The following is a 21,833-nucleotide window of genomic DNA, read 5'->3' on the forward strand; positions in this document are numbered from 1 at the left end:
ACCATACCGACACTTTCGACCTGGCGACCAGTCCAAATGGGAAAGGGAGACAACGTGAAAAGCCGCACCCATTTGCCTTTCAGGTTCAGGGGGCACCAGCGCCTCTGAAGTAAGCAATGGTCTGGCGCAATCCAGCATCAAGATCCATACGGGGCTCCCAGCCGCCCAGCAGTTGGTGCGCCAGCATGATGTCGGGCTGCCGCTGCCGGGGGTCATCTCCCGGCAGTGGGTGGTGGGTGATCCGGGCGGCGGCCCCCGTGTGAGCAAGGACCTTCTGGGCGAGTTCCAGGATGGTGAATTCCCCAGGATTCCCCAAGTTGACAGGCCCCGCCACTTCGTCCGGCGTTGCCATCATGCGCACCAGTGCTTCCACCATGTCGTCCACGTAGCAGAAGCTGCGGGTCTGGTCCCCTGAGCCGTATACGGTCAGGTCTGCGCCGCACAATGCCTGCACGATGAAGTTGGAGACCACCCTGCCATCGTCCGGGCGCATGCGGGGGCCATAGGTATTGAACAGCCGCACCACCTTCGTGCGCACGCCATGCTGGCGCCGGTAATCGAAAAACAGGGTCTCCGCACACCGCTTTCCCTCGTCATAGCAGGCCCGCACGCCAATGGGATTGACGTTGCCCCAGTAGGACTCCGGCTGTGGGTGCACGCTGGGGTCGCCATACACCTCGCTGGTGGAAGCCTGAAGAATGACGGCCCTGCACTGGCGGGCCAGCTCCAGCAGGTTCAGCGCCCCCATCACGCTGGTACGCAGGGTCCGCACGGGGTCGGCCTGGTAGTGCACGGGCGATGCGGGGCAGGCGAGGTTGTAGATTTCGTCCACCTCAGCGGCCAGCGGCTGGGTGACATCGTGCCGAAGCCAACGAAAACGCGGCGAAGTCTGGAGGTGGGCAATGTTCTTTTCGGAGCCCGTGGAAAAGTCATCCACGCACAGCACCCCATGACCATCTTGCAACAAACGCTCGCACAAATGAGAGCCGAGGAAGCCCGCGCCCCCGGTCACCAGGATTGACTTAGCCTTCTTCATGGTGTGGTGGCCCCAGGTGCATCCGCCGCGTTCCGCCCCACCGTCAGATAGTCAAACCCCAAAGCACGCATGGACCGAGGCTCGTAGAGGTTGCGCCCATCCACGACCAGCGGCTGCCGCAGGACTGCCCGCAGGGCATCGAAGTCGGGACTGCGAAACACCTGCCATTCGGTCACGATCAACAATGCGTCGGCATCGCGCGCCGCATCCATAGGACTTTGGGCATAACGGATACGCTCCAGCAGGTCGGGCCGATCCTGCAAATCGTCTTGCAGGCATCGGCGAGCTTCCTGCATGGCCACCGGGTCGAACACCTGCAGCACCGCACCGCGCTCCAGCAGTTCACGCACCAGCACCCTGCTGGGAGCCTCGCGCATGTCGTCGGTATTGGGTTTGAAGGCCAGCCCCCACAACGCAAACCGTTGGCCCGAAAAATCCGGGCCGAGCCGCTGCACCAGCCTATCCACCAGCTGCCGCTTCTGTCCTTCATTGACCTGCGCCACCGCCGCCAACAACCGCAGCGGGAGCCCGACGTCATCGCCCATGCGCTGCAACGCTGTCACGTCCTTGGGAAAACAACTGCCACCGTAACCAACGCCAGGATAAAGAAAGCTGTCACCAATGCGCGGATCAGCGCCAATACCCACCCGCACAGGTTCGATATCCACCCCCAGACGATCTGCCAGATTGGCCATTTCATTCATGAAACTGATGCGCGTGGCGAGCATGGCGTTGGCGGCGTACTTTGTGAACTCTGCGCTGCGGCGGTCCATGCAGATAACGCGATCATGGCCATGCCCGAACGGGCGGTACAACGCACGCATGAGATCACCAGCGCGCTGCTCTTCAGGCGACTCACCCAATCCAACGATGATCCGGTCAGGCCGCATGAAGTCGTTGATCGCACTGCCCTCTTTGAGGAACTCCGGGTTCGAGACCACCGCAAAGCCAGGTGCTGGATGGGCACCGGGCCAGCGCTGGGCAAGCACAGTAGCGACGGCCTTGTGCACCGCTTCGCCCGCGCCCACAGGCACGGTAGATTTGTTGACGATCACCTTGAAGCTGGTCATGTGGGTCGCGATGGCACCCGCCACCTCGAACACATGACTCAGGTCCGCACTGCCATCGTCCGCAGAGGGCGTGCCCACCGCGATGAACTGCACGTCACCGTGGGCAACACCGCGCGCCATGTCGGTGGAAAACGCCAGCCTGCCGGCGCGGACATTGCCGACGATCAACTCCTGCAGCCCTGGCTCGTAGATTGGAATCTCTGCGCGCTGCAGTGTGGCAATTTTTTCGGCATCCGTGTCGATGCACAGGACATCATTGCCCAGCTCCGCAAGGCATACGCCGGTAACGAGCCCCACATAACCGGTTCCGAACAAGGTGAGATTCATGGAAGGGGGCAAAAAAACTGAAAAATCCAAGGCATGGGGCTCGCGCCCACGCGAAGGGCGCCGTGAAGTTTCACACCTCAATCACATCGGGAGGCAGCCCCTGGTGCGCGCGTTCGACCATTGTGGTGTATGCCGACTCGATATGCCGCGCAAAGAGCCGGGCATTGAACAAGGGCGACTGGGGCCCCTGTTCCTCCAGCTTGTCCCGAATGCTCCTGAGTTGCACCACATCGCGGGCAAGCTCTATGGCTCGGGCCTCAAATGCAGACTGCGTCTGGGTGACAAGCTCGGGCAACCCCACGGCATGCAACAGGCTCGCCGCCACTCGGCTCGCAAACGATTGTCCTGAACACGTCAGAACCGGCAGCCCTACCCACAAGGCATCGCTCGCGGTGGTGTGCGCGTTGTAGGGCAGCGTATCAAGGAAGAGGTCGGCCATCCGCTGGCGAGCGAGATGCTGGTCCATGGGCACGCGGCTGGCAAACACGAGGCGGTCTGCAGAAATCCCCCGGGCCTGCGCCTCTCGGCGCAGATTCCGAGCCGCAATCGGGTTGTCTTCCAGCAGCCACAAGACGCTGCCTTCAACGGCATGGAGGATGCGCATCCAGCCGTCAAACGTGGGTGGGAGGATCTTGAAGTTGTTGTTGAAGCAGCAAAACACAAAGCCAGTGGCGGGCAAACCCAGTTCGTCGCGGGAAAATGTCCGGTCAGCTACTTTCCGCTGGGAATCGTTGACCTGGTAGCTGTGCGGCAGATAGACCACTTTTTCAGTGAAGTCGGCCTGGGCATGGGGAGGAATCACCACCTTGTCGGCGATCACATAGTCCATGTAACTGGCGCCGATGGTGCCAGGGTACGCCAGGTAGCTGACCTGAACGGGTGCACACCGGTAGGAAAAACATCTCAAACGCGTCGCTTGCGTAAAGCCCATCAGATCCACAGCGATGTCGATACCAAGCTCTCGTGAAAGCTGTGCAATATCAAGATCGGTACGCTCACGCACATCCAGAAAATGGTCAAAGGCCACCACCAGTCGCTCGCGCATGCTGTCGTGCACCTGGGGACTGACCGAAAACGCGAACAATTCAAATCGCTCGCGGTCATGCACTTCAATCAGCTCTGCAATCAAGTACGCCGAGGGGTGATTGCGAAAATCTGCAGAGTAGTAACCGATGCGAATCTTCTCGCCCCTCGCACGAACAGGAATCGCGCCCAACGCTGCAGAGCCAGGCATATCGCGTTCTACAAGACGGCTTGCAATCTCTTTGTGGAGGGCAGGCTGGTCGAACACGGACAGGGCAGAGAATGGCTCAAGGACAGGCTGCCTAGCCCGGATGTCCTGTTGGAGCTGAAGCAGTTCTTCCTCCAGGTTTTGCCAAATACAGCCATGGACCTTGGCGGTAACGATCTCGCTTTGCAGCATCGCCAAAGGAGCGGGCAGCCGCTGGGCCAGATAGAACTGCTGCAAAGCCTCGTCGTACCGCTTCATCTCCCGCAAAAGCCGACCCATGAGGAATCTGGACTCCCCCTGCTGGGGCCGAAGCTCGATCGCGCGGCTGACGTCCGCCAGTGCGCTTTCCAGATTTCTCAGTTGCAGTTGCGCCTCGCCACGGTTGCTGTACGCCTCGGCGGACTGCGGGTTGATCTCCAGCGCCCGGCTGAAGGCAGCAACCGCTTCTGCATACCGGCCCAGCCTCAGCAAAGCCGTGCCCCGGTTGTTGTGCGGCTCCGGTATCTCGGGTGCGCGTTCGATCACCTGGTCCATGCACTCCAGGGTTTCATCAAACTGCTTCATCTGCAGGTGAATGCAGCCCAGATTGAAACGCGCCTGCACATTCGCAGGATCTATCACCAGCACCTTGCGGTAGCTTTCCATGGCCTCCGGCAACCGATCCAAGGTTTGCAGGACCGTTCCCCGGTTGTAATGTGCGAGCCCCAACCCAGGCGAGAGTGCAATGGCCTGATCGAACGAAGCCAGCGCGTCCTGATTGCGCTGCAGGCGTAGCAGCGCGTTGCCACGATTGAAGTAGGGGTCAACGTAGTCGGGCTTGAGAGCGATGGCTCGGTCGTAGGCGCGAATAGCGTCTGCGGGCCGGTTGGCCATCAGCCATTCATTGCCCCGGGTGTTGCACGCCGTCGCATCATCGGGGAGGGGCGACTCCACAGATCTAACGCCCGCAACCAAGCCCGTTCCATAGTTGATTCCGAATTTAAAACTGGGCTGGCTGGCTGGTATGGCACCAGGTTTGAAGGACTGGCCGAAATGGGGTTTCTTTGTGTCGGTCAAGATGCTTCCCGATACAGATGAGAGATTGACATCCCGCCATGGTAAACACCTGCGCGGCACCGAACCGCCGTCCAGCGCCAGCCGGGCGGCTCCAGGGACAACAGCCAAGTCCACCGCAAAGCAACCCGCCATGGGAAGCGGGTACTGTGGCCTCCTCTTTCTGGGCGCGCAGAGCGCACTGGCGGAGCTTTTCAGCGCTCAGGCGCGCCCCGCCGGTGTGCCATTTCTTGTCCCATCCTGCCCAGCACAGCGGGCTCCAAAAGATGCAGCGCCGCGGGGTAGGCCTGGCACTCCTCGTGGTGGATATGGCTCGCATAGCGCGCCGCAAATCGATCAAAAAGCGCCTCTGCTGATTCCGAGAAGCCTTCGATTTCCGCCTGCGCCAACGCTTGTAGCGGAACTCGCGCCGCCGCCCAGTCAGCCACCATGTCGACATGGTCCTGTTGCAGCCGCTGCACCAGAGTCCTCATCTCCGGTGCAGCCTGGGCCAGCAACAGCGGGAAGACATGGAGCTCCTCATCCTCATGGTGCAATGGCGCAGCGACATCAAAGTAGCGCAACACATCGCGCGCGGCCTGGCGCGCGCTCTCATCGGCACCTTGCTGGCGGACATGTTCACGCAGGCGGTCCAGCAGTGTCAGCGTGCGCTGCACGCGCTCGTGGCAGGCCTCCAGCATGGCGAAGGGCTCTTCGAACCCGACTGCAGGTGCGCTGAAGCCAGGAACGTGGCGAGCAGGTGCAGAAATGGACGCCATCCTCGCCTCACCCAAAGCGCACGGGCTGGCCCTGGCGGTCGAAGGGGATGTAGGCACCATGCGCACCGCCCTTGATCGCATCCACCATGCGCTGCAAAGGCGCCTCGGCATCGGCGCTCGTGGGCGCCTTGTTCAGGGTGCCCGACATGGCGGCTGCGAACACCATGGCCCAGTCGTGGCCAGGGGCCGTGAACTGGCTGGCCTCACCGACCAGCGCGTCGAACGACGGCAGCTCCTGTGGCGCCTTGTCCACGCACATCAGTGGCACCAGCGCGCCGCCCTGCCCGGCTTCAAACCGGGCCCGCTGCGCGGGGGTGGCATCGTCGGGCAATTCAACGGCAGCAAACACGAACAGGAGCCGCTGGGGTTCAGGCTGCATGCGTGCCGCCTCAAGTAGATCGTCGAAGCTGGAAATGTTCATAAAAAATTTCGATGAATTAAAAATGCTGCGAGGAAGGCTCGGTCTTCTCAGAAGCCTGGCACCACGCCCTTTTGCGGATCTAGCGTGCTCACATAGCTGTCTACTACAGGTCGAGCACGCGCCGCCTTGCGCGATTGCACAGTGCCAATGCTGACAAAACACAGCGCCTGCTCCCAGGCGTCCAGCTGGAACAAGCCGCGCAATCCGGGGGACTTGAGGGCCTTGCCGCTGGTGAGGGCCGATCCGAAGCCCTGTGCAGTGGCCATGAGCAACATGTTCTGCACTGCGCAGCCAGCGGACACCAAGCGCTCTGACAGGTCGATGGCGGGGTCGCCGCACTGGCTATCTACCACCACCAGCATGAGTACCGGGGCACGGTAGGCCTTTTCGCGGGCCTGCTCGGCCTGCTCGGGCGTGGCGGCAGGATCTCGTTCGCACAGAGCCTGCGCAAACACGTCGGCCAACGCCGGCCGCGCGGCGGCGGGCACCAGCACAAAACGCCAGGGCGTCAATTGGCCGTGGTCCGGCGCGTGGGCCGCAGCGCTGAGAATCTGGGCCAGTTCCCCCGCACTGGGTCCGGGAGCAGTCAGGCGTTTAGGCAGGATGGTCTGGCGCGAGTGGATCAGCGCGGCGGCCATGGCGGCGGTATCGTCTGGCGGGAGCGCAGCAGTTGGCACCTGCCGGGGGGCATGGTGCAAAGGCCAGGGAATGACAGCCATCACAGGTCCTTGAAAGAAGCTTCTTCAGCCCGGCCGGCCGTCGGCCCGCAGGCAACCGTACCACCGGCCCAGCCGCACACCCCATACGCCCATGGTGGCGGCCCACAGGAAAGCCGCCACCGGCAGCACCCACACCCACGCCATGCCAAAAACGCCCGGCACTTCTGCCGCAATGCGCAACACGGTAGCCACCTGCAGCAGCCAGAACAATGTCCACGCCGTGTGGTCAGCAACCAGCGCACGGCCACTGTGCCCACACGACACCCGCGTCACCATGGCCAGCATCAGCGATGCCAGGCAGCCCATGGTCAGGGCATGCAGCGCTCCCAGGCCCAGGGCTCCCATGCCATAGCCCCACGCCAGCCACCGCGAAAGCCCTCCGAGCAGAAAGGCAAGGCCGAGCCACAGGAAACCGATATGCAGCATGGCCAGCAACCTGTTCTTGAGGCTTTGTACCAGCCCCCAGACACAGGCCAGCCAGACCAGCACGCACCCGATCACCAACTGCAGCGTGCCGTGTACCACCCCCCAGGCCGGCCCCGCAGCGCTGGCAGGCAACCCGAGCCAATCCAGCCACACCGCCAGCACCTGCAGCACGGCGGCCGCCAGCATCAGCCACAGCACCCAGAAAGGCCGCCAAGCCTGCACCATGGGCATGGCACTGGAGGTGAAAAATGGAATCATGCGGTGCGCCACCGTGACATACACCACCACTACAAACCCCCACAGGCCGGTGAAGACCCAGGCACGTGCGAGCGCATGGGTGCCCACGGCCAGCCCCAGCCACAGCCCAACAAGGCTGATGCATCCCAGCGTACAAGCCCAGGCGATGGTGCGAGCATGCAACTGGTCCTCGGCCTGGCTGCGCCGCACACGCCCCCAGAACTGCGCGGTCATCCAGACGAGGCCCGCCGTCGCCACCGCCAACCCGACCAGCGCCACGCCCACCCACAGGTGCGCGCCCACCAGCCACAACAGCCACCCCACCGCCTGCGCCACCAGCGGTGCGCGAATCGCCTCCACTGGCAAAGGCTCCACCCCGAGCCATTTAGGGCCTGCTGTGAACAGGAAGCCGGAAAAGAACAGGGGAATGAATCCGAACGCCATCACGGCCGAGTGCACCAGTGTGGGAGACACCGCGTAATAAAGCCCCCACCCACCGCTGGACCGCGCCACCTGCACCAACGCCCACCACCCCCCTGACACCACCAGCACCACCATGGCCAGGAAAAACCCCAACCGGTGCGGTGCCAGCATCAGATAGCGCCAGCGCCATTGCCTGTCCAGCGACGCCAGCATCTCCGGCGACGGTTTTCCCGACGCGGTGCGCAGGGGGATGACGGGGCGAGAGGTCACCCGCAGGTCCCCAGATGCCCGCACTGCGTGCAGTAGTCGCAACCATCCTTGCGGATCACGGCGTGGGCGCCACACTCGCTGCATTTCTTGCCCGCCATGGCCTGGGGCACTGCCACCGGGGGCGGTGCAGGCTCATCCAGCGGCAGCTGCTGCTGTACCGGGTCGGCCACGCGGCGCGCCAGGATGTTCTGGATGGCATAGGCCATTGCCGCCACCTCGGAGTCGTGCCACATGGGCACCAGCGTGCCGTCGTCCTTGCGATGGGTGCCCAGGCGCACGGGGCCGCGGTCCCAGGCGACCTTGCGCATGTCCGACAGCGCCCGCTCCAAAAAGCCGCCACGCGCTGCGAGCGACAACATGCGCATGCTGGACGTGATCCACTGCTGCGACTCGCCGCTCTGGCCCACGGGCATGAAGAACTCGATGGCGCGGTCCACCGTACCGTTGCCCACGCCCGTGGGCACGGGCAGGAAGGACACGATGAGGTACAGGGTCTTGTGACCTTCCTGCGTCCAGTATTCAAGCTTCTCAGCCACCGCCGAAAGGCCCCCTTGCGGACGGCTTTCGATCACGGTGCGCATGGGGTCCACCGGCGGTGCGGGTGGAGCCACAGGCGCGGCAGCGGCCGCGGGCGCAGGTTCCGCATGGGTTTCGAGCACGGAACCCAGAATGCTGTTGGGCCGGTAGGTGGCCAGGCCCTTGAGCTTGGCGCGCCAGGCCTGGAGGTACAGGTCCTTGAACCCTTCGTAGGGGTAGTCGGCAGGGATGTTGACGGTCTTGGAGATGGCCGTGTCCACAAAGGGCTGCACGGCCTCCATCATGGCGATGTGGCCTTCGGCGGGCATGGCGAGGGCCGAGACGAAGTAGTCTGGCAACGCCTCCACATCCCCGCCCAGCTCGCGGTACAGGCGCCAGGCATGGTCTTCCACCGCGTATTCGGTCGTGCTGCCGTCGGACTCGCGCTTCTTGCGCTTGTACATCCACGAAAACGGCGGCTCGATGCCGTTGGAAGCGTTGTCGGCAAAGGCCAGGCTCACGGTGCCCGTGGGTGCGATGGAGAGCAGATGGCTATTGCGGATGCCATGCTGGCGGATGGCAGCCTGGAGCGACTCCGGCAGGCGGCTGGCAAACGTGCCTTCGGCCAGATAGCCGTTGGCATCGAACTTCGGAAACACTCCTTTCTCACGCGCCAGGTCCACCGATGCGGCATACGCTGCGTCGCGCATGTACTCGGCAATCCGCGCAGCCATGGTGCGGCCCTCGGGCAGGTCGTAGCGCAGGCACAGCATGGCCAGTGTGTTGCCCATGCCGGTAAAGCCCACACCAATGCGGCGCTTGGCCATGGCCTCGTCGCGCTGCTGCGGCAGCGGCCAGTAGGTCACATCGAGCACGTTGTCGAGCGCGCGCACCTGCAGCGCCACGGCCTTGGTGAACGCGTCAAAGTCAAACGCCGCCACGCCGCCAAAACCAAAGGGGTGGCGCACAAAGCGGGTGAGGATGATGGGGCCCAGGTCACAACAACCGTACGACGGCAGCGGTTGCTCACCACAGGGATTGGTCGCCGCGATGTTTTCGCAATAGTGCAGGTTGTTGTCTTCGTTGATGCGCCCCAGGAACAGGATACCGGGCTCGGCAAAGTCGTAGGCCGACTTCATGATGGTGTCCCACAGCTCGCGTGCGGGCACGGTGGCATACACCCACTGGCCGTCTTCACGCTGGCGGGCGCCCTGGGCGAGCAACGCAGCGCCGGGGCGAGCCTTGTGCACCAGCTCCCACTGTGCGTTGTTCTGCACGGCTGCAATGAACTCGTCCGACACGCCCACCGACACGTTGAAGTTATTCCAGCGCCCTGGCGTGCGCTTGGCCGTGATGAACTCGTGCACATCGGGATGGTCGATGCGCAGCACGCCCATCTGCGCCCCCCGCCGCGCGCCCGCGCTCTCCACGGTGGAGCAGGACTGATCGAACACGTTCATGTAGCTGCACGGCCCCGAAGCCATGGAGGCGGTGGCCTTCACCTGTGCGCCCTTGGGACGGATGCGGGAGAAGTCATAGCCCACGCCCCCGCCACGGCGCATGGTCTCGGCCGCCTCACGCAACGCTTCGTAGATGCCCGGAAAGCCTTCGTCATCCACGCCCTGGATGCAGTCACCCACGGGCTGCACAAAGCAGTTGATAAGGGTGGCCTGTATGTCGGTGCCTGCCGCGCTCATGATGCGGCCCGCACCGATGGCGCCTGCCTTCAGGTTGGCGAGGAACAAGGCTTCGTACTTATCGCGCAGCTCCGGTTTTTCGACCGAGGCCAGAGCCCGCGCCACACGCTGGTACAGCTCGTCGGCGGTGGTTTCGCCAGGTTTGAGGTATTTCTCGCGCAGCACATCCAGGCTGATGGGCTGCAGGGACGAGGTGGGCTTGAGGGGGGGCTGAGGTTCGCGTTTCATGGGGGCCGATGATTTGGGTTTCACGCCAGTGAGGTCTTGCGTTCCATCAAGAGGGCCTCATTCCTCACGGATCTGCCGCGAGAATGCCGGACAAGGTCAAAGCTCGTCCAGAAGAACTTGCCCATCATGCTCCACGTAAGGGTGGTAGGGGCCGGTGCCGCTGTTGTCCGCCAGCGAGGCCGGCACAAAACCGCCCGTCTTGACATCAAACACATGGACTTCTCCTTCCTCGATCACGTAGTGCCAGCCGTGCAGGCTGATCTGCCCTGACTGCACACGGCTGCGCACCATCGGGTACTCCATGAGGCGTTCGAGCTGCAGCACCACGGCGCGTTGCTCAGTGCGGCGCAGCACCTCGGGGCCCGCCTGCATGGGCAACAGGGCCTCGCGCCCCAGGTCCAGCCAGCGGTTCAGGTTGGGCGCTTCGGGCGAAACCTCACCATACATCGCCTTGATAGCCCCACAGTGACTGTGGCCGCACACCACGATGCGGCGCACGTGCAGGTTGAGCACTGCAAACTCAATGGCAGCCGTCGTGCCATGGTGGCCGTGAGATCCGTCATACGGCGGGATGAACGCACCTACGTTGCGCACCAGGAAAAGCTCCCCCGGGCCCGCGCCGGTCAACAGGTAGGGCACCAGGCGCGAGTCGGAACAGCCGATGAACAAAGTGGTGGGGTGCTGCCCCTCGTCCACCAGCGTCTGGAACTGTTCGCGGTACTGGGGAAAGGCGTCGTCGTGAAAACGACGCAGGCGATCAAGCAGCTCGTCGGGCATGGTGCGATCAGATGGCGTGCAATGCAACTACTGTACAAGCGGAGAATCGGCCGCGTCCAGTGCCACGCCCTCCACCACGGCAGCGCCCGCCAGCAATTGCAGGTACTGCCTCAATGCGTTCACCCAGGCCTGCTGGCGCAGCGTGAGGGCGATGGCCTGGCGCACCTCTTCGAACGAAGGCTGCTGCCCCGGATCGCGCGCCACCACCTCCACCACATGCAGGCCAAACCGGCTGTGGACCAGGCGTGCCAGCACACCGATCTCGGCGCTGCCAAACACCTCGCGGGCGAACTCGGGGGCACAGTCGGCGCGGGTGAGCCAGCCCAGGTCGCCGCCTTGCTGGCCGCTGGGGCAGTTGGACCACTGCGCAGCCGCCTCGGCAAACTTGGCACCACCATCGTCCGCACAGCGCAAGTCAATCAACATGGCCTCGGCACGCAGGCGCAGCTGCTTCACATCCACGCCCGGCGTCACGGCAAACAGCACGTGGCGCAGCTGGGCGCGCTCGCCCTGAGCGTGTGCCGCAGGGTGGGCGTCGTGGTAGCGACGGCAGGCTTCTTCCGATGGGTCGAGGATGGGTAGCTCACGCTCCAGCAGCTGCTCGATGGCGTTGGAGGCCTCAGTGCTGATGGCTCCCCCGACGCCGGGCACATCGTCTGCTGAGAGCAAACCCGCCTGCTGGGCCGCTTGGCGCAGCAGTTCGGTGCAGGCACGCTGGCGCAAGGCTTCGTCATCCAGCCAGTCGGCCGTTGAGTTCAACGCCACGCCGTTAATGCGCGCCACCGGGGCCAGCCCCGTGGGCTGAGGGGCCGCCATGGCGGGCGTGTCTGTCATGACAGTCGCCCCTACCGTGGCAGACAGCGCCTCGTAAGCGGCCGTTTGCTCGGGGGAAAGCACCCTTTGGGGGGCGCTCTGACTGGTTACACTGGTGCTGCAACCGCAGCTACCGGTTCCACATCCGCTCATGGTGTGCTCCTTATGCGGTACGAACTCAAACACCACGGCGGTCTTGCGACTGCGTGTGGCCGGGTGGCAGGTTCAGGCGGCGCGCACGCACCACCTGGTAGGGGCGCAGCACATAGGCCAGCGCGCCAAAGCCGCTCCACACATGCACCAGGCGGGTGAACGGGAAGACCAGGAAGATCGTCATGCCCAGGAACATGTGGGCCTTGAAGATCCAACCCGCTTCGGCCAGCAGCTCGACGCCGCCGCTGCGGAAGGTCACCACGCGCTGACCCCACTCGGCCAGCTTCATCATCATGGAGCCATCCAGATGCTGCGCCGACAGCGGAATGGTGGCCAAGCCCAGCGCCAGTTGCAGCCACAGCAGCACCAGGATCAGGATGTCGCTGGTCTTGGACGTGGCGCGGATGCGGTCATCCGACAGGCGCCGGTGCAGCAGGATGGACAGGCCAATGAAGCCCAGCACGCCCGCGATACCGCCCGTCACCATCGCCATGATCTGCTTGGCACCTGCAGTGATAAAGCCTTCGTACAGGAAGTGCGGCGTGAGCATGCCCACGGTATGGCCAAAGAACAGGAACAGCACACCGATATGGAACAGGTTGCTGCCCCAGCGCAGGCTGCCGGTGCGCAGCAGCTGCGACGAATCGCTTTTCCAGGTGTACTGGTCGCGGTCGAACCGCGCCCAGCTGCCAATGAAAAAGACAGCGAGGCAAATATACGGATAGATGCCAAACAACAGGGTGTCAAGCCAGGCGGTCATACGGAGACTCCTTCTGGTGCCCGCTCGGCGCGGGGGGTACGAACAAAATGCAGAGGTTGCGGCTGGTCAGGCTTGGCCTGGCCCTGGGTGCTGCAACCGCCAAACGCTTCGGGCTCGGCCCAGACCTCGTCCATGGGCGGCTCGGGCGTGAGCGCCACCGACTGCACGCGCTGGCCCGACACTTCGAGCACCGCAGCAATCACGCTGGCATAGGGGCTGCTTCTTGCCACCAGCGCACTGAACAGCGCGTTCAGGATGTGGGCCATTTCGCCCAGGAACTCCTTGGCCACTTCGGGCGGCTGGGTGGAGGCGAACTCCAGCACCACCGGCAGGTGGTCGGGCAGCTCTTCGGCTTCAAACTTCAGACCTGCTTTGTCGTAGGTCTGCAGCAGATCGATGAGCGCAGGCCCCCGGTCGCGCGAGTCGCCATGCACATGCTCGAACAGGTGCAGCGAGGTCTGGCGGCCCCGGTCGAAGTTGTCCACGTAGCGGGCCTCGGCTTCCAGCGGATCGAGTGCAGCCAGGTGCTCGCACACTGCCTTCAGCTCATCCATGCGATCAGCCGTAAGGGCTTGCTCGGCCTGCAGCGCGTCGATGAGCTGCGGCATCACGCTGCGCAACTGCGCATCGGGGTAGCTCAGCAGGTAGCCCAGGGCGCGCAGGGTCAGGCGCACAGAGGTCGGGTTCTTCTTGAACATGGTGATTCCTTCCTGTGTGCAATCAGACCGTGGCCTTGATCGGGATCGTGCGGGGCTTCTTGCCACCGAACATGCTGGTCTCGGTGGCGCCATCCGAGCACCCGTTGCCAAACGAGAAGCCGCAGCCGCCCCGGATGTCGAACGCGTTTTCGGCGTATTCGCGGTGGGCCGATGGGATGACGAAGCGGTCCTCGTAATTGGCAATTGCCATCACGTGGTACATCTCCTCGACCTCGGCCATCGACAGGCCGGCCTGCTTGAGCACGGCCAGGTTCTGGCGCTGCTCCACGTGCTTGTCGCGCTGGTAGGTGCGCATGGCCAGCATGCGCTCCAGCGCCCGCACCACGGGGCCGGTATCGCCAGCGGTGAGCAGGTTGGCCAGGTACTGCACGGGGATGCGCAGCTGCGACACATCGGGGATATCGCCATTCACGCCCACATGGCCCGCGTTGGCGGCGGCCGTGATGGGCGAGAGCGGCGGCACATACCAGACCATGGGCAGCGTGCGGTACTCGGGGTGCAGCGGCAGGGCCACCTTCCATTGCACAGCCATCTTGTAGACGGGGCTGTTGCGGGCAGCGTCCATCCAACTGTCCGGGATGCCGTCGATGCGGGCCTGCTTGATCACGTCCGGGTCGTTCGGGTCGAGGAAGATGTCGAGCTGCGCCTGGTACAGGTCGCGGTCGCGTTCCACGCTGGCGGCTTCCTGGATGCGGTCTGCGTCATACAGCAGCACACCCAGGTAGCGGATGCGGCCCACGCAGGTCTCGGAGCACACGGTCGGCTGACCCGCTTCGATGCGGGGATAGCAGAAGATGCACTTCTCGGCCTTGCCCGATTGCCAGTTGTAGTAGATCTTCTTGTAGGGGCAGCCCGAGACGCACATGCGCCAGCCACGGCACTTGTCCTGGTCGATCAGCACGATGCCGTCTTCCTCGCGCTTGTAGATCGAGCCGCTGGGGCACGATGCCACGCACGCCGGGTTCAGGCAGTGCTCGCACAGGCGTGGCAGGTACATCATGAAGGTGTTCTCGAACTGGCCGTACATGTCCTTTTGCACATCGTCGAAGTTCTTGTCCTTGCTGCGCTTGCTGAACTCGCCGCCCAGGATTTCCTCCCAGTTCGGGCCCCACTCGATCTTCTCCATGCGCTTGCCGGTGATCAGGCTGCGCGGGCGGGCCGTGGGTGCGGCCTTCGTTTCAGGCGCCGACTGCAGGTGGTCGTAGTCGAACGTGAAGGGCTCGTAGTAGTCGTCGATCTGGGGCAGGTTGGGGTTGGCGAAGATGCGCATGAGCAGCTTCCACTTGCCGCCCTGACGGGGGGCGATGGAGCCGTCAGGGTTGCGCACCCAGCCGCCGTTCCACTTGTCCTGGTTTTCCCATTCCTTGGGGTAGCCGATGCCAGGCTTGGTTTCGACGTTGTTGAACCAGGCGTATTCCACCCCGGGGCGGCTCGTCCAGACGTTCTTGCAGGTGACGGAACAGGTGTGGCAACCAATGCACTTGTCCAGGTTCAGCACCATGCCGATTTGTGCGCGAATTTTCATCGTGTTTCTCCTTGTCTTCGGCTTCAGGCGTGGGCTGCCGTGCTGGACACGGGCTCATCGTCGAGCCAGTCCACGCGGTCCATCTTGCGCACCAGCACGAACTCGTCGCGGTTGGTACCAATGGTTCCGTAGTAGTTGAAGCCGTAGCTCAACTGCGCATAGCCGCCAATCATGTGGGTGGGCTTGAGCACAATGCGCGTGACCGAGTTGTGGATGCCGCCGCGCGTTCCGGTGATCTCGGAGCCGGGCGTGTTGATGATCTTCTCTTGCGAGTGGTACATCATCACCATGCCGGGGTTTACACGCTGGCTCACCACCGCACGGGCTGCAATGGCACCGTTGGCGTTGAAGAGTTCGACCCAGTCGTTGTCCACGATGCCAGCGACCTTCGCGTCGTCCTCGCTCAGCCACACCACGGAGCCGCCCCGGTTCAGCGTCAGCATCATCAGGTTGTCGCTGTACGTGCTGTGGATGCCCCACTTCTGGTGCGGCGTGATGAAATTGAGCGCGATCTCGCGGTTGCCGTTGGGCTTCTTGCCTTCCACTTCTTCCAGCGTCTTGAGGTGCACGGGTGGGCGGTAGCTCACGAAGCCTTCGCCAAAGTCACGCATCCACGGGTGATCTTGGTAGAACTGCTGGCGGCCCGTGAGGGTGCGCCATGGGATGTACTCGTGCACGTTGGTGTAGCCGGCGTTGTAGCTGACCTTTTCGCTTTCCAGGCCAGACCAGGTGGGCGAGCTGATGATCTTGCGCGGCTGCGCCTGGATATCGCGGAAGCGGATCTTCTCGTCTTCGCGGTGCAGCGCGAGGTGCACGTGGTCGCGCCCAGTCTGCTTGCCCAGGGCTTCCCAGGCCTTGCAGGCCACGTGGCCGTTGGTTTCGGGCGCCAGCATCATCACCACTTCGGTGGCGTCGATGTCGGTCACGATGCGGGGCATGCCCTGCGTCACGCCCTCTTCCTTCACGCGGCCGTTCAGGTCGCCCAGTTGGCCGACTTCGGTCTGCGTGTTCCAGCCGATGCCCTTGCCGCCGTTGCCTGCCTTGTCCATCAAGGGGCCCAGGGCGGTGAAGCGCTTGTAGAGGTTGGGGTAGTCGCGCTCGACAACGGTGACCTGCGGCGCCGTCTTGCCGGGGATCAGTTCGCACTCGCCCCGCTTCCAGTCGCGCACGCCGTAGGGCTGGGCCATTTCACCCGCCGTGTCGTGCATGATGGGTGTAAGCACCACGTCCTTTTCCACGCCCAGGTGGCCCACGCTGACCTCGCTCACAGCCTTGGCGAAACCCTTGTAGATTTCCCAGTCGCTCTTGGCCTGCCAGGCAGGGTCCACCGCCGTGGACAGCGGGTGGATGAAGGGGTGCATGTCGCTGGTGTTGAGGTCGTTCTTCTCATACCAGGTGGCCGTGGGCAGCACGATGTCCGAATACAGGCAGGTCGTGCTCATGCGGAAGTCGAGCGTGACCAGCAGGTCCAGCTTGCCTTCGGGTGCGTTGGTGTGCCACTGCACTTCCTCAGGCTTGGCCTCGTCTTTGCCCAGGTCCTTGCCCTGCACGCCGTGGGTGGTGCCCAGCAGGTGCTTGAGGAAGTATTCATGCCCCTTGCCCGACGAGCCCAGGATGTTGGAGCGCCACACGAACATGTTGCGCGGCCAGTTGGACGGATGGTCCGGGTCCTCGCAGCTCATCGTGAGCGTGCCGTCCTTCAGAGACTTGACGACGTAATCCTTCGCGTCCATACCCGCTGCAGCTGCATCCTTGGCCACCTGCATGGGGTTGGTCTTGAGCTGGGGCGCTGATGGCAGCCAGCCCATGCGCTCGGCGCGCACGTTGTAGTCGATCTGTGCGCCGTGGTAGGCCTTCTTGTCAGCCAGGGGCGAGAGGATTTCCTCCATGCCCAGCTTCTCGTAGCGCCACTGGTCGGTGTGGGCGTAGAAGAAGCTGGTGCTGTTCATCTGGCGGGGTGGACGGATCCAGTCCAGCGCAAAGGCCAGCGCCGTCCAGCCTGTCTGTGGGCGCAGCTTTTCCTGGCCCACATAGTGCGCCCAGCCGCCACCGCTTTGGCCAATACAGCCGCACAGCATCAGCATGTTGATGATGCCCCGGTAGTTCATGTCACTGTGGTACCAGTGGTTCATGGCCGCGCCGATGATCACCATGGACTTGCCCTGGGTCTTGTGCGCGTTGTCGGCAAACTGGCGCGCCACGGTGATGATCTGCTCGCGCGGCACGCCGGTGATGGCCTCTTGCCAGGCGGGGGTGTAGGGGCGGTCGGCGTCGTAACCGCCACCGGCCTCTTCGCCCGGTAGGCCTCGGTCAATGCCGTAGTTGCCCGCCAGCAGGTCGAACACGGTAGCCACCATCACGCGGCCCTGGGCTTCGTGCCCGGCCAGCTCCAGGTGTGACACCGGCACGCGGCGCACCATCACGTCGCCACCTTGTTCGTTGGCCGTGAAGTTGGGCGTTGCCACGCCGCCAAAGTACGGGAAGGCGACATCGGCAATGTCGTGGGCCTGCTCGCCATCTTCGATCACCGACAGCTTGAGCTGGACGGTGTTGCCGGTGCGTGCTTCCTTGTTCTCCAGGTTCCACAGGCCCTGGTCGGGGCGGCCGTCCGCCCCCCAGCGAAAGCCGATGGAACCATTGGGTAGCGTGACCTGGCCCAGCTCGTCGTAGCCCACAGTCTTCCAGTCGGGGTTATTGGACTGGTCAAGCTGGCCTGGGAAATCGCTGGCGCGCACATAACGGTCGGGCACCATCACCGTGCGGCCATCGGGCAGCGTTTTTTCCTTGAGCACCACCAGCAGCGGCAGGTCGGTGTAGCGGCGCGCGTAGTCGTCAAAGTACGCACTGCGGCCCTTGCCACCGTCCTTGAAGTAGAACTCGTTGAGGATCACATGACCCATGGCCATGGCTACGGCGGCGTCGGTGCCCTGCTTGGGGTGCATCCACAGATCGCCCAGCTTGGCGACTTCGGAGTAGTCGGGCGTGATGGACACCACCTTGGTGCCCTTGTAGCGCACCTCGGTCAAAAAGTGCGCATCGGGCGTGCGCGTCTGGGGCACATTGGAGCCCCAGGCAATGATGTACGAGCTGTTGTACCAGTCGGCCGACTCGGGCACGTCGGTCTGCTCGCCCCAGGTCTGCGGGCTGCTGGGAGGCAGGTCGCAGTACCAGTCGTAAAAACTCATGCACACGCCGCCCATCAGGCTGAGGTAGCGGCTGCCTGCAGCGTACGAAATCATCGACATCGCCGGGATGGGCGAGAAGCCGATGATGCGGTCGGGCCCGTGCTTCTTGATGGTGTACACGTTGGCCGCAGCGATCATCTGGTTGACCTCTTCCCAGGTGCTGCGCACGAAGCCGCCCAGGCCGCGCTGCTTTTGCCATTCGCGCTTGGAGGCATCGTTCTCGACGATGCTGGCCCAGGCGTCCACCGGGCTCTTGGCCAGGGCGATGGCGGCGCGCCAGTGCTTGAGCAGGCGGCCACGCACCATGGGGTACTTCACGCGGTTGGCGCTGTACAGGTACCAGCTGTAGCTGGCGCCGCGTGCGCAGCCACGAGGCTCATGGTTGGGCAGATCAGGGCGGGTGCGGGGGTAGTCGGTTTGCTGGGTTTCCCAGGTCACGATGCCGCCTTTGACATAGATCTTCCACGAACAGGAGCCCGTGCAGTTCACGCCGTGGGTGCTGCGCACGATCTTGTCGTGCGCCCAGCGGTCGCGGTAGGCGTCTTCCCAGGTGCGGTCTTCACCGTTGGTTTCGCCATGGCCTTGGGCAAAGGTCTCGCGGGGCTGCGAGAAGTACGAAAGGCGATCGAGGAAATGGCTCATCGAAGGGCTCCTTTTCTGATTTCTGTTCTGGGGTTGACTAGCAAGGCATCTCGGCGTGCTTGCGTGCGTAGGTCCACCAGGTGATCACGATGCAAACGAGATAGAAGGCGAAGAACGTCCACAGTGCAGCGTGGGGGCTGCCGGTCAGCGCGATGGAGCTGCCATAGCTCTTGGGGATAAAGAACCCGCCGTAGGCGGCCATGGCGGCGGTGAAGCCCAGCGTAGCCGCGCCCAGGGTGTTGCCCTCCTTGTTGGCGCTGGCCACAGCGGCGGCGTTGTGCTTGTCCACGCCGCGCATGGCTTCGGTCAGGAAGATCACGGGGATCATGCGGAAGGTCGAGCCGTTGCCGATGCCGGTGGTGAGGAACAGCACCAGGAAGCACACGAAGAAACCTGCAAACTGGCCTTCGTTGCCGCCAGGGCCACCGGAGGGCAGGAAGAACGTCACACCCATCACGGCCACGGCCATGACGATGAAATTCCACAGCGTGACACGCGCACCACCGAGCTTGTCGGCCAGCCAGCCACCAAAGGGGCGGATCACGGCGCCCACCAGCGGGCCCAGCCAGGCGTAGGCCAGCGGGTTGATGCCAGGGAACTGGCTCTTGATGAGCAGCGGAAAGCCCGCTGCATAGCCGATGAACGAGCCGAAGGTGCCGAGGTACAACACGCACATCAGCCAGTTGTGCTTGCGCTTGAAGATGGCGGCCTGCGCGGCAAAGGAGGCCTTGGCATCGGCAATGTCGTTCATGCCGAACCAGGCGGCCAGCGCCGTCAGCGCAATCCATGGCACCCAGATGAAAGCGGCGTTCTGCGTCCACACCTGCACGGTCTGGCCGTTCTTGACGATGGTCTGGCCTTCGCCACCAAAGATGCCGAAGATGCCGGCCGTGACGACCAGCGGGCTCAGAAACTGCACCACCGAAACGCCCAGGTTACCCAGACCTGCATTCACGCCCAACGCTGAGCCCTTGCGCTCCTTCGGAAAGAAGAAACTGATGTTGGCCATGCTGGAGCTGAAGTTGCCGCCGCCCAGGCCGCACAGCAGCGCCAGGATGAGCATGGTGGGATAGGTCGTGGTGTTGTCTTGCACCGCAAAGCCGATGCCAATCGCAGGGATCAGCAAGCTGGCAGTGGAGATCGCCGTCCAGCGGCGTCCACCCACCAGCGGCACCATGAATGAATAGAAGATGCGCAGCGTGGCGCCCGAAAGCGCGGGCGCTGCGGCCAGCCAGAACAGCTGGTTGGTCGAATACTTGAAGCCCAGGCCGGGCAGGCTCACGGCGACCACGCTCCACACCTGCCAGATGGCAAAGGCCAGGAACAGCGCGGGCACCGAGATCCACAGGTTGAGCTTGGCGATGGCTTCGCCTTCGCGCTCCCAGAACGATTTGTCCTCAGGAGCCCAGAGGGTGAGCAGACGCCCCTGGCGCCTACTGGCGGGTGTGGCAGACATGGTGTTTCCTTGGAAAGTGAAAGTTCAGCGGCCAGCCGCAGCAGCCGGTGCTGCCTGCGTGGCCATCAGATCGGTGCGGCGCACTTCGGTGAAGTACATCCAGATGAGCGAGACCCACACCACGCCATACATCAGCATGAAAGCGCTGGAGCGGATGCCGGTGAGGTCCATCAGCGCGCCGAACAGGATGGGCAGGATGAAGCCGCCCATGCCACCGGCCAGGCCCACGATGCCGCTGATGGCGCCGATGTTCTGGGGGTAGTCGTCGCTGATGTACTTGAAGACACTGGCCTTGCCAAAGGCCCAGGCAATGCCCAGCAGGAACATGAGGCCCGTGAACAGGTACACATTCAGGCCGATGTGAAAGGTCTTGGGGCCGTTGACGGTGACGATGGTGAAGTCGGTCTGCGGATAGCTCAGCAAAAACAGGCAGATCCAGCTCACCCACATCACCCACCAGGTCACGCTGTGGGCGCCGTACTTGTCAGACAGCATGCCGCCGATGGCGCGCAGCACACCGCCGGGCAGCGAGAAGCACGCGGCCAGCAGTGCCGCCACGCGAATGTCGAGGCCAAATTCGCCCACGTAGTACTGCACCATCCACAGCGACAGCGCCACATAGCCGCCAAACACGATGCTGTAGTACTGGCAGTACTTGAGCACCTTGGGGTCCTTCAGCGCCTTGAGCTGGTCGGTGAACTTGACGTTGCTGGGCACCAGGTGGGCCGGGTCGCTGTAGCTGAACAACCAGAACAGCACCAGCGTGCCGAGCATGATGGCCGCATACACCTGCGGCACCATGGTCCAGCCAAAGGCCACCAGCAACACCGGGGCCACGAACTTGTTCACCGCCGCGCCCGAGTTGCCAGCGCCATACACCCCCATGGCCGTACCCTGGCGGTGCTTGGGGAACCAGCGCGCCACATAGGGCGTGCCCACCGAGAACGAGCCCCCCGCCAAGCCCACAAACAGGCCGATGGTGAGGAAGTGCCAGTATTCCGTGGCGTAGCCCATCAGCCAGATGGCGGGCACGGTGGTGGCCATCACGGCGGCCATCACGATGCGGCCGCCGAACTTGTCGGTCCAGATGCCCAGCGGCACCCGCACCAGCGAGCCCGTGAGCACAGGCATGGACATGAGCAACCCGAACTGCGTGGAGTTCAGGTTCAGCATTTTCTTGATAGGGATGCCGATGACGCCGAACATCATCCACACCATGAAACAGACCGTGAAAGCGAAGGTGCTGACGATCAGCACCGACCAGGCCTGGCGGGTGCGCTGTGGGCTGTCGCCCGGGGGCAAAGGGGTATGTGCCATTGCGCGGTTCCTCTCTTTTTGCATGAGAGGAATGGTCGCGTTTGCAGCGGCCTTTGCACATCCTTCGCTCGACC

16 protein-coding genes are annotated in these 21,833 nt (G+C 63.6%); all 16 read right to left on the bottom strand.

The window, feature by feature from the left end:
- Positions 1-85: 85 nt before the first annotated feature.
- The 16 genes from ACSQ22_RS12125 to ACSQ22_RS12200 all read right to left on the bottom strand — a co-directional run bounded on the left by ACSQ22_RS12125 (position 86) and on the right by ACSQ22_RS12200 (position 21,759).
- Entirely contained in the window at positions 86-1,036 is a 951-nt protein-coding gene (locus tag ACSQ22_RS12125) for a UDP-glucuronic acid decarboxylase family protein (RefSeq protein ID WP_436130432.1), read from the bottom strand.
- Positions 1,033-2,433 (bottom strand): UDP-glucose dehydrogenase family protein, encoded by a 1,401-nt coding sequence (locus ACSQ22_RS12130; protein ID WP_436130433.1) that lies wholly within the window; start codon positions 2,431-2,433, stop codon positions 1,033-1,035. The genes ACSQ22_RS12125 and ACSQ22_RS12130 overlap by 4 nt, the downstream gene beginning before the upstream one ends.
- A gap of 70 nt (positions 2,434-2,503) precedes the next feature.
- Complete coding sequence (locus tag ACSQ22_RS12135) at positions 2,504-4,852, bottom strand: O-linked N-acetylglucosamine transferase family protein (protein WP_436130434.1); 2,349 nt, start codon at positions 4,850-4,852, stop codon at positions 2,504-2,506.
- Between the two features lie 59 nt (positions 4,853-4,911).
- Positions 4,912-5,397, bottom strand: coding sequence for a hemerythrin domain-containing protein (locus tag ACSQ22_RS12140; RefSeq protein ID WP_436130435.1), 486 nt, complete (start codon positions 5,395-5,397; stop codon positions 4,912-4,914).
- 85 nt (positions 5,398-5,482) lie between these two features.
- Positions 5,483-5,896, bottom strand: coding sequence for a ribonucleotide reductase subunit alpha (locus ACSQ22_RS12145; protein ID WP_436130436.1), 414 nt, complete (start codon positions 5,894-5,896; stop codon positions 5,483-5,485).
- A 47-nt stretch (positions 5,897-5,943) separates the two neighbouring features.
- The gene (locus tag ACSQ22_RS12150; protein WP_436130437.1) at positions 5,944-6,615 is read right to left on the bottom strand and encodes a nitroreductase family protein; all 672 of its coding nucleotides are present in this window, start codon (positions 6,613-6,615) and stop codon (positions 5,944-5,946) included.
- Positions 6,616-6,639: 24 nt separating this feature from the next.
- Positions 6,640-7,971, bottom strand: a complete 1,332-nt coding sequence (locus tag ACSQ22_RS12155) for an NnrS family protein (RefSeq protein ID WP_436130438.1) — start codon at positions 7,969-7,971, stop codon at positions 6,640-6,642.
- Positions 7,968-10,412 carry an adenosylcobalamin-dependent ribonucleoside-diphosphate reductase gene (locus ACSQ22_RS12160; protein WP_436130439.1) on the bottom strand — a complete coding sequence of 815 codons (2,445 nt, stop codon included), beginning with the start codon at positions 10,410-10,412 and terminating at the stop codon, positions 7,968-7,970. Before ACSQ22_RS12160 ends, ACSQ22_RS12155 begins: the two co-directional genes overlap by 4 nt.
- A gap of 96 nt (positions 10,413-10,508) precedes the next feature.
- On the bottom strand, positions 10,509-11,189 hold the full coding sequence (locus ACSQ22_RS12165) for a carbonic anhydrase (protein WP_436130440.1): 681 nt from the start codon (positions 11,187-11,189) through the stop codon (positions 10,509-10,511).
- A 27-nt stretch (positions 11,190-11,216) separates the two neighbouring features.
- Positions 11,217-12,023 (bottom strand): peptidylprolyl isomerase, encoded by an 807-nt coding sequence (locus ACSQ22_RS12170; RefSeq protein WP_436130441.1) that lies wholly within the window; start codon positions 12,021-12,023, stop codon positions 11,217-11,219.
- A gap of 157 nt (positions 12,024-12,180) precedes the next feature.
- Positions 12,181-12,915 (bottom strand): respiratory nitrate reductase subunit gamma, encoded by a 735-nt coding sequence (gene narI / locus ACSQ22_RS12175; protein WP_218299036.1) that lies wholly within the window; start codon positions 12,913-12,915, stop codon positions 12,181-12,183.
- Complete coding sequence (narJ, locus tag ACSQ22_RS12180) at positions 12,912-13,613, bottom strand: nitrate reductase molybdenum cofactor assembly chaperone (protein WP_306552959.1); 702 nt, start codon at positions 13,611-13,613, stop codon at positions 12,912-12,914. Before narJ ends, narI begins: the two co-directional genes overlap by 4 nt.
- A gap of 22 nt (positions 13,614-13,635) precedes the next feature.
- Positions 13,636-15,159: a nitrate reductase subunit beta gene (narH, locus tag ACSQ22_RS12185; RefSeq protein WP_436130442.1), complete on the bottom strand. Its 1,524-nt coding sequence runs from the start codon at positions 15,157-15,159 to the stop codon at positions 13,636-13,638.
- 23 nt (positions 15,160-15,182) lie between these two features.
- Positions 15,183-18,986: a nitrate reductase subunit alpha gene (locus tag ACSQ22_RS12190; protein ID WP_436130443.1), complete on the bottom strand. Its 3,804-nt coding sequence runs from the start codon at positions 18,984-18,986 to the stop codon at positions 15,183-15,185.
- 37 nt (positions 18,987-19,023) lie between these two features.
- A complete protein-coding gene (locus tag ACSQ22_RS12195) occupies positions 19,024-20,442 on the bottom strand; it encodes an MFS transporter (RefSeq protein ID WP_055398426.1) in 1,419 nt (472 codons plus the stop codon).
- A gap of 24 nt (positions 20,443-20,466) precedes the next feature.
- Entirely contained in the window at positions 20,467-21,759 is a 1,293-nt protein-coding gene (locus tag ACSQ22_RS12200) for an MFS transporter (RefSeq protein WP_055398425.1), read from the bottom strand.
- Between the last annotated feature and the right edge of the window lie 74 nt (positions 21,760-21,833).

Origin of the sequence: Acidovorax sp. LjRoot38 (genome assembly GCF_964252975.1) — a bacterium.
Taxonomy (GTDB): domain Bacteria; phylum Pseudomonadota; class Gammaproteobacteria; order Burkholderiales; family Burkholderiaceae_C; genus Acidovorax; species Acidovorax facilis.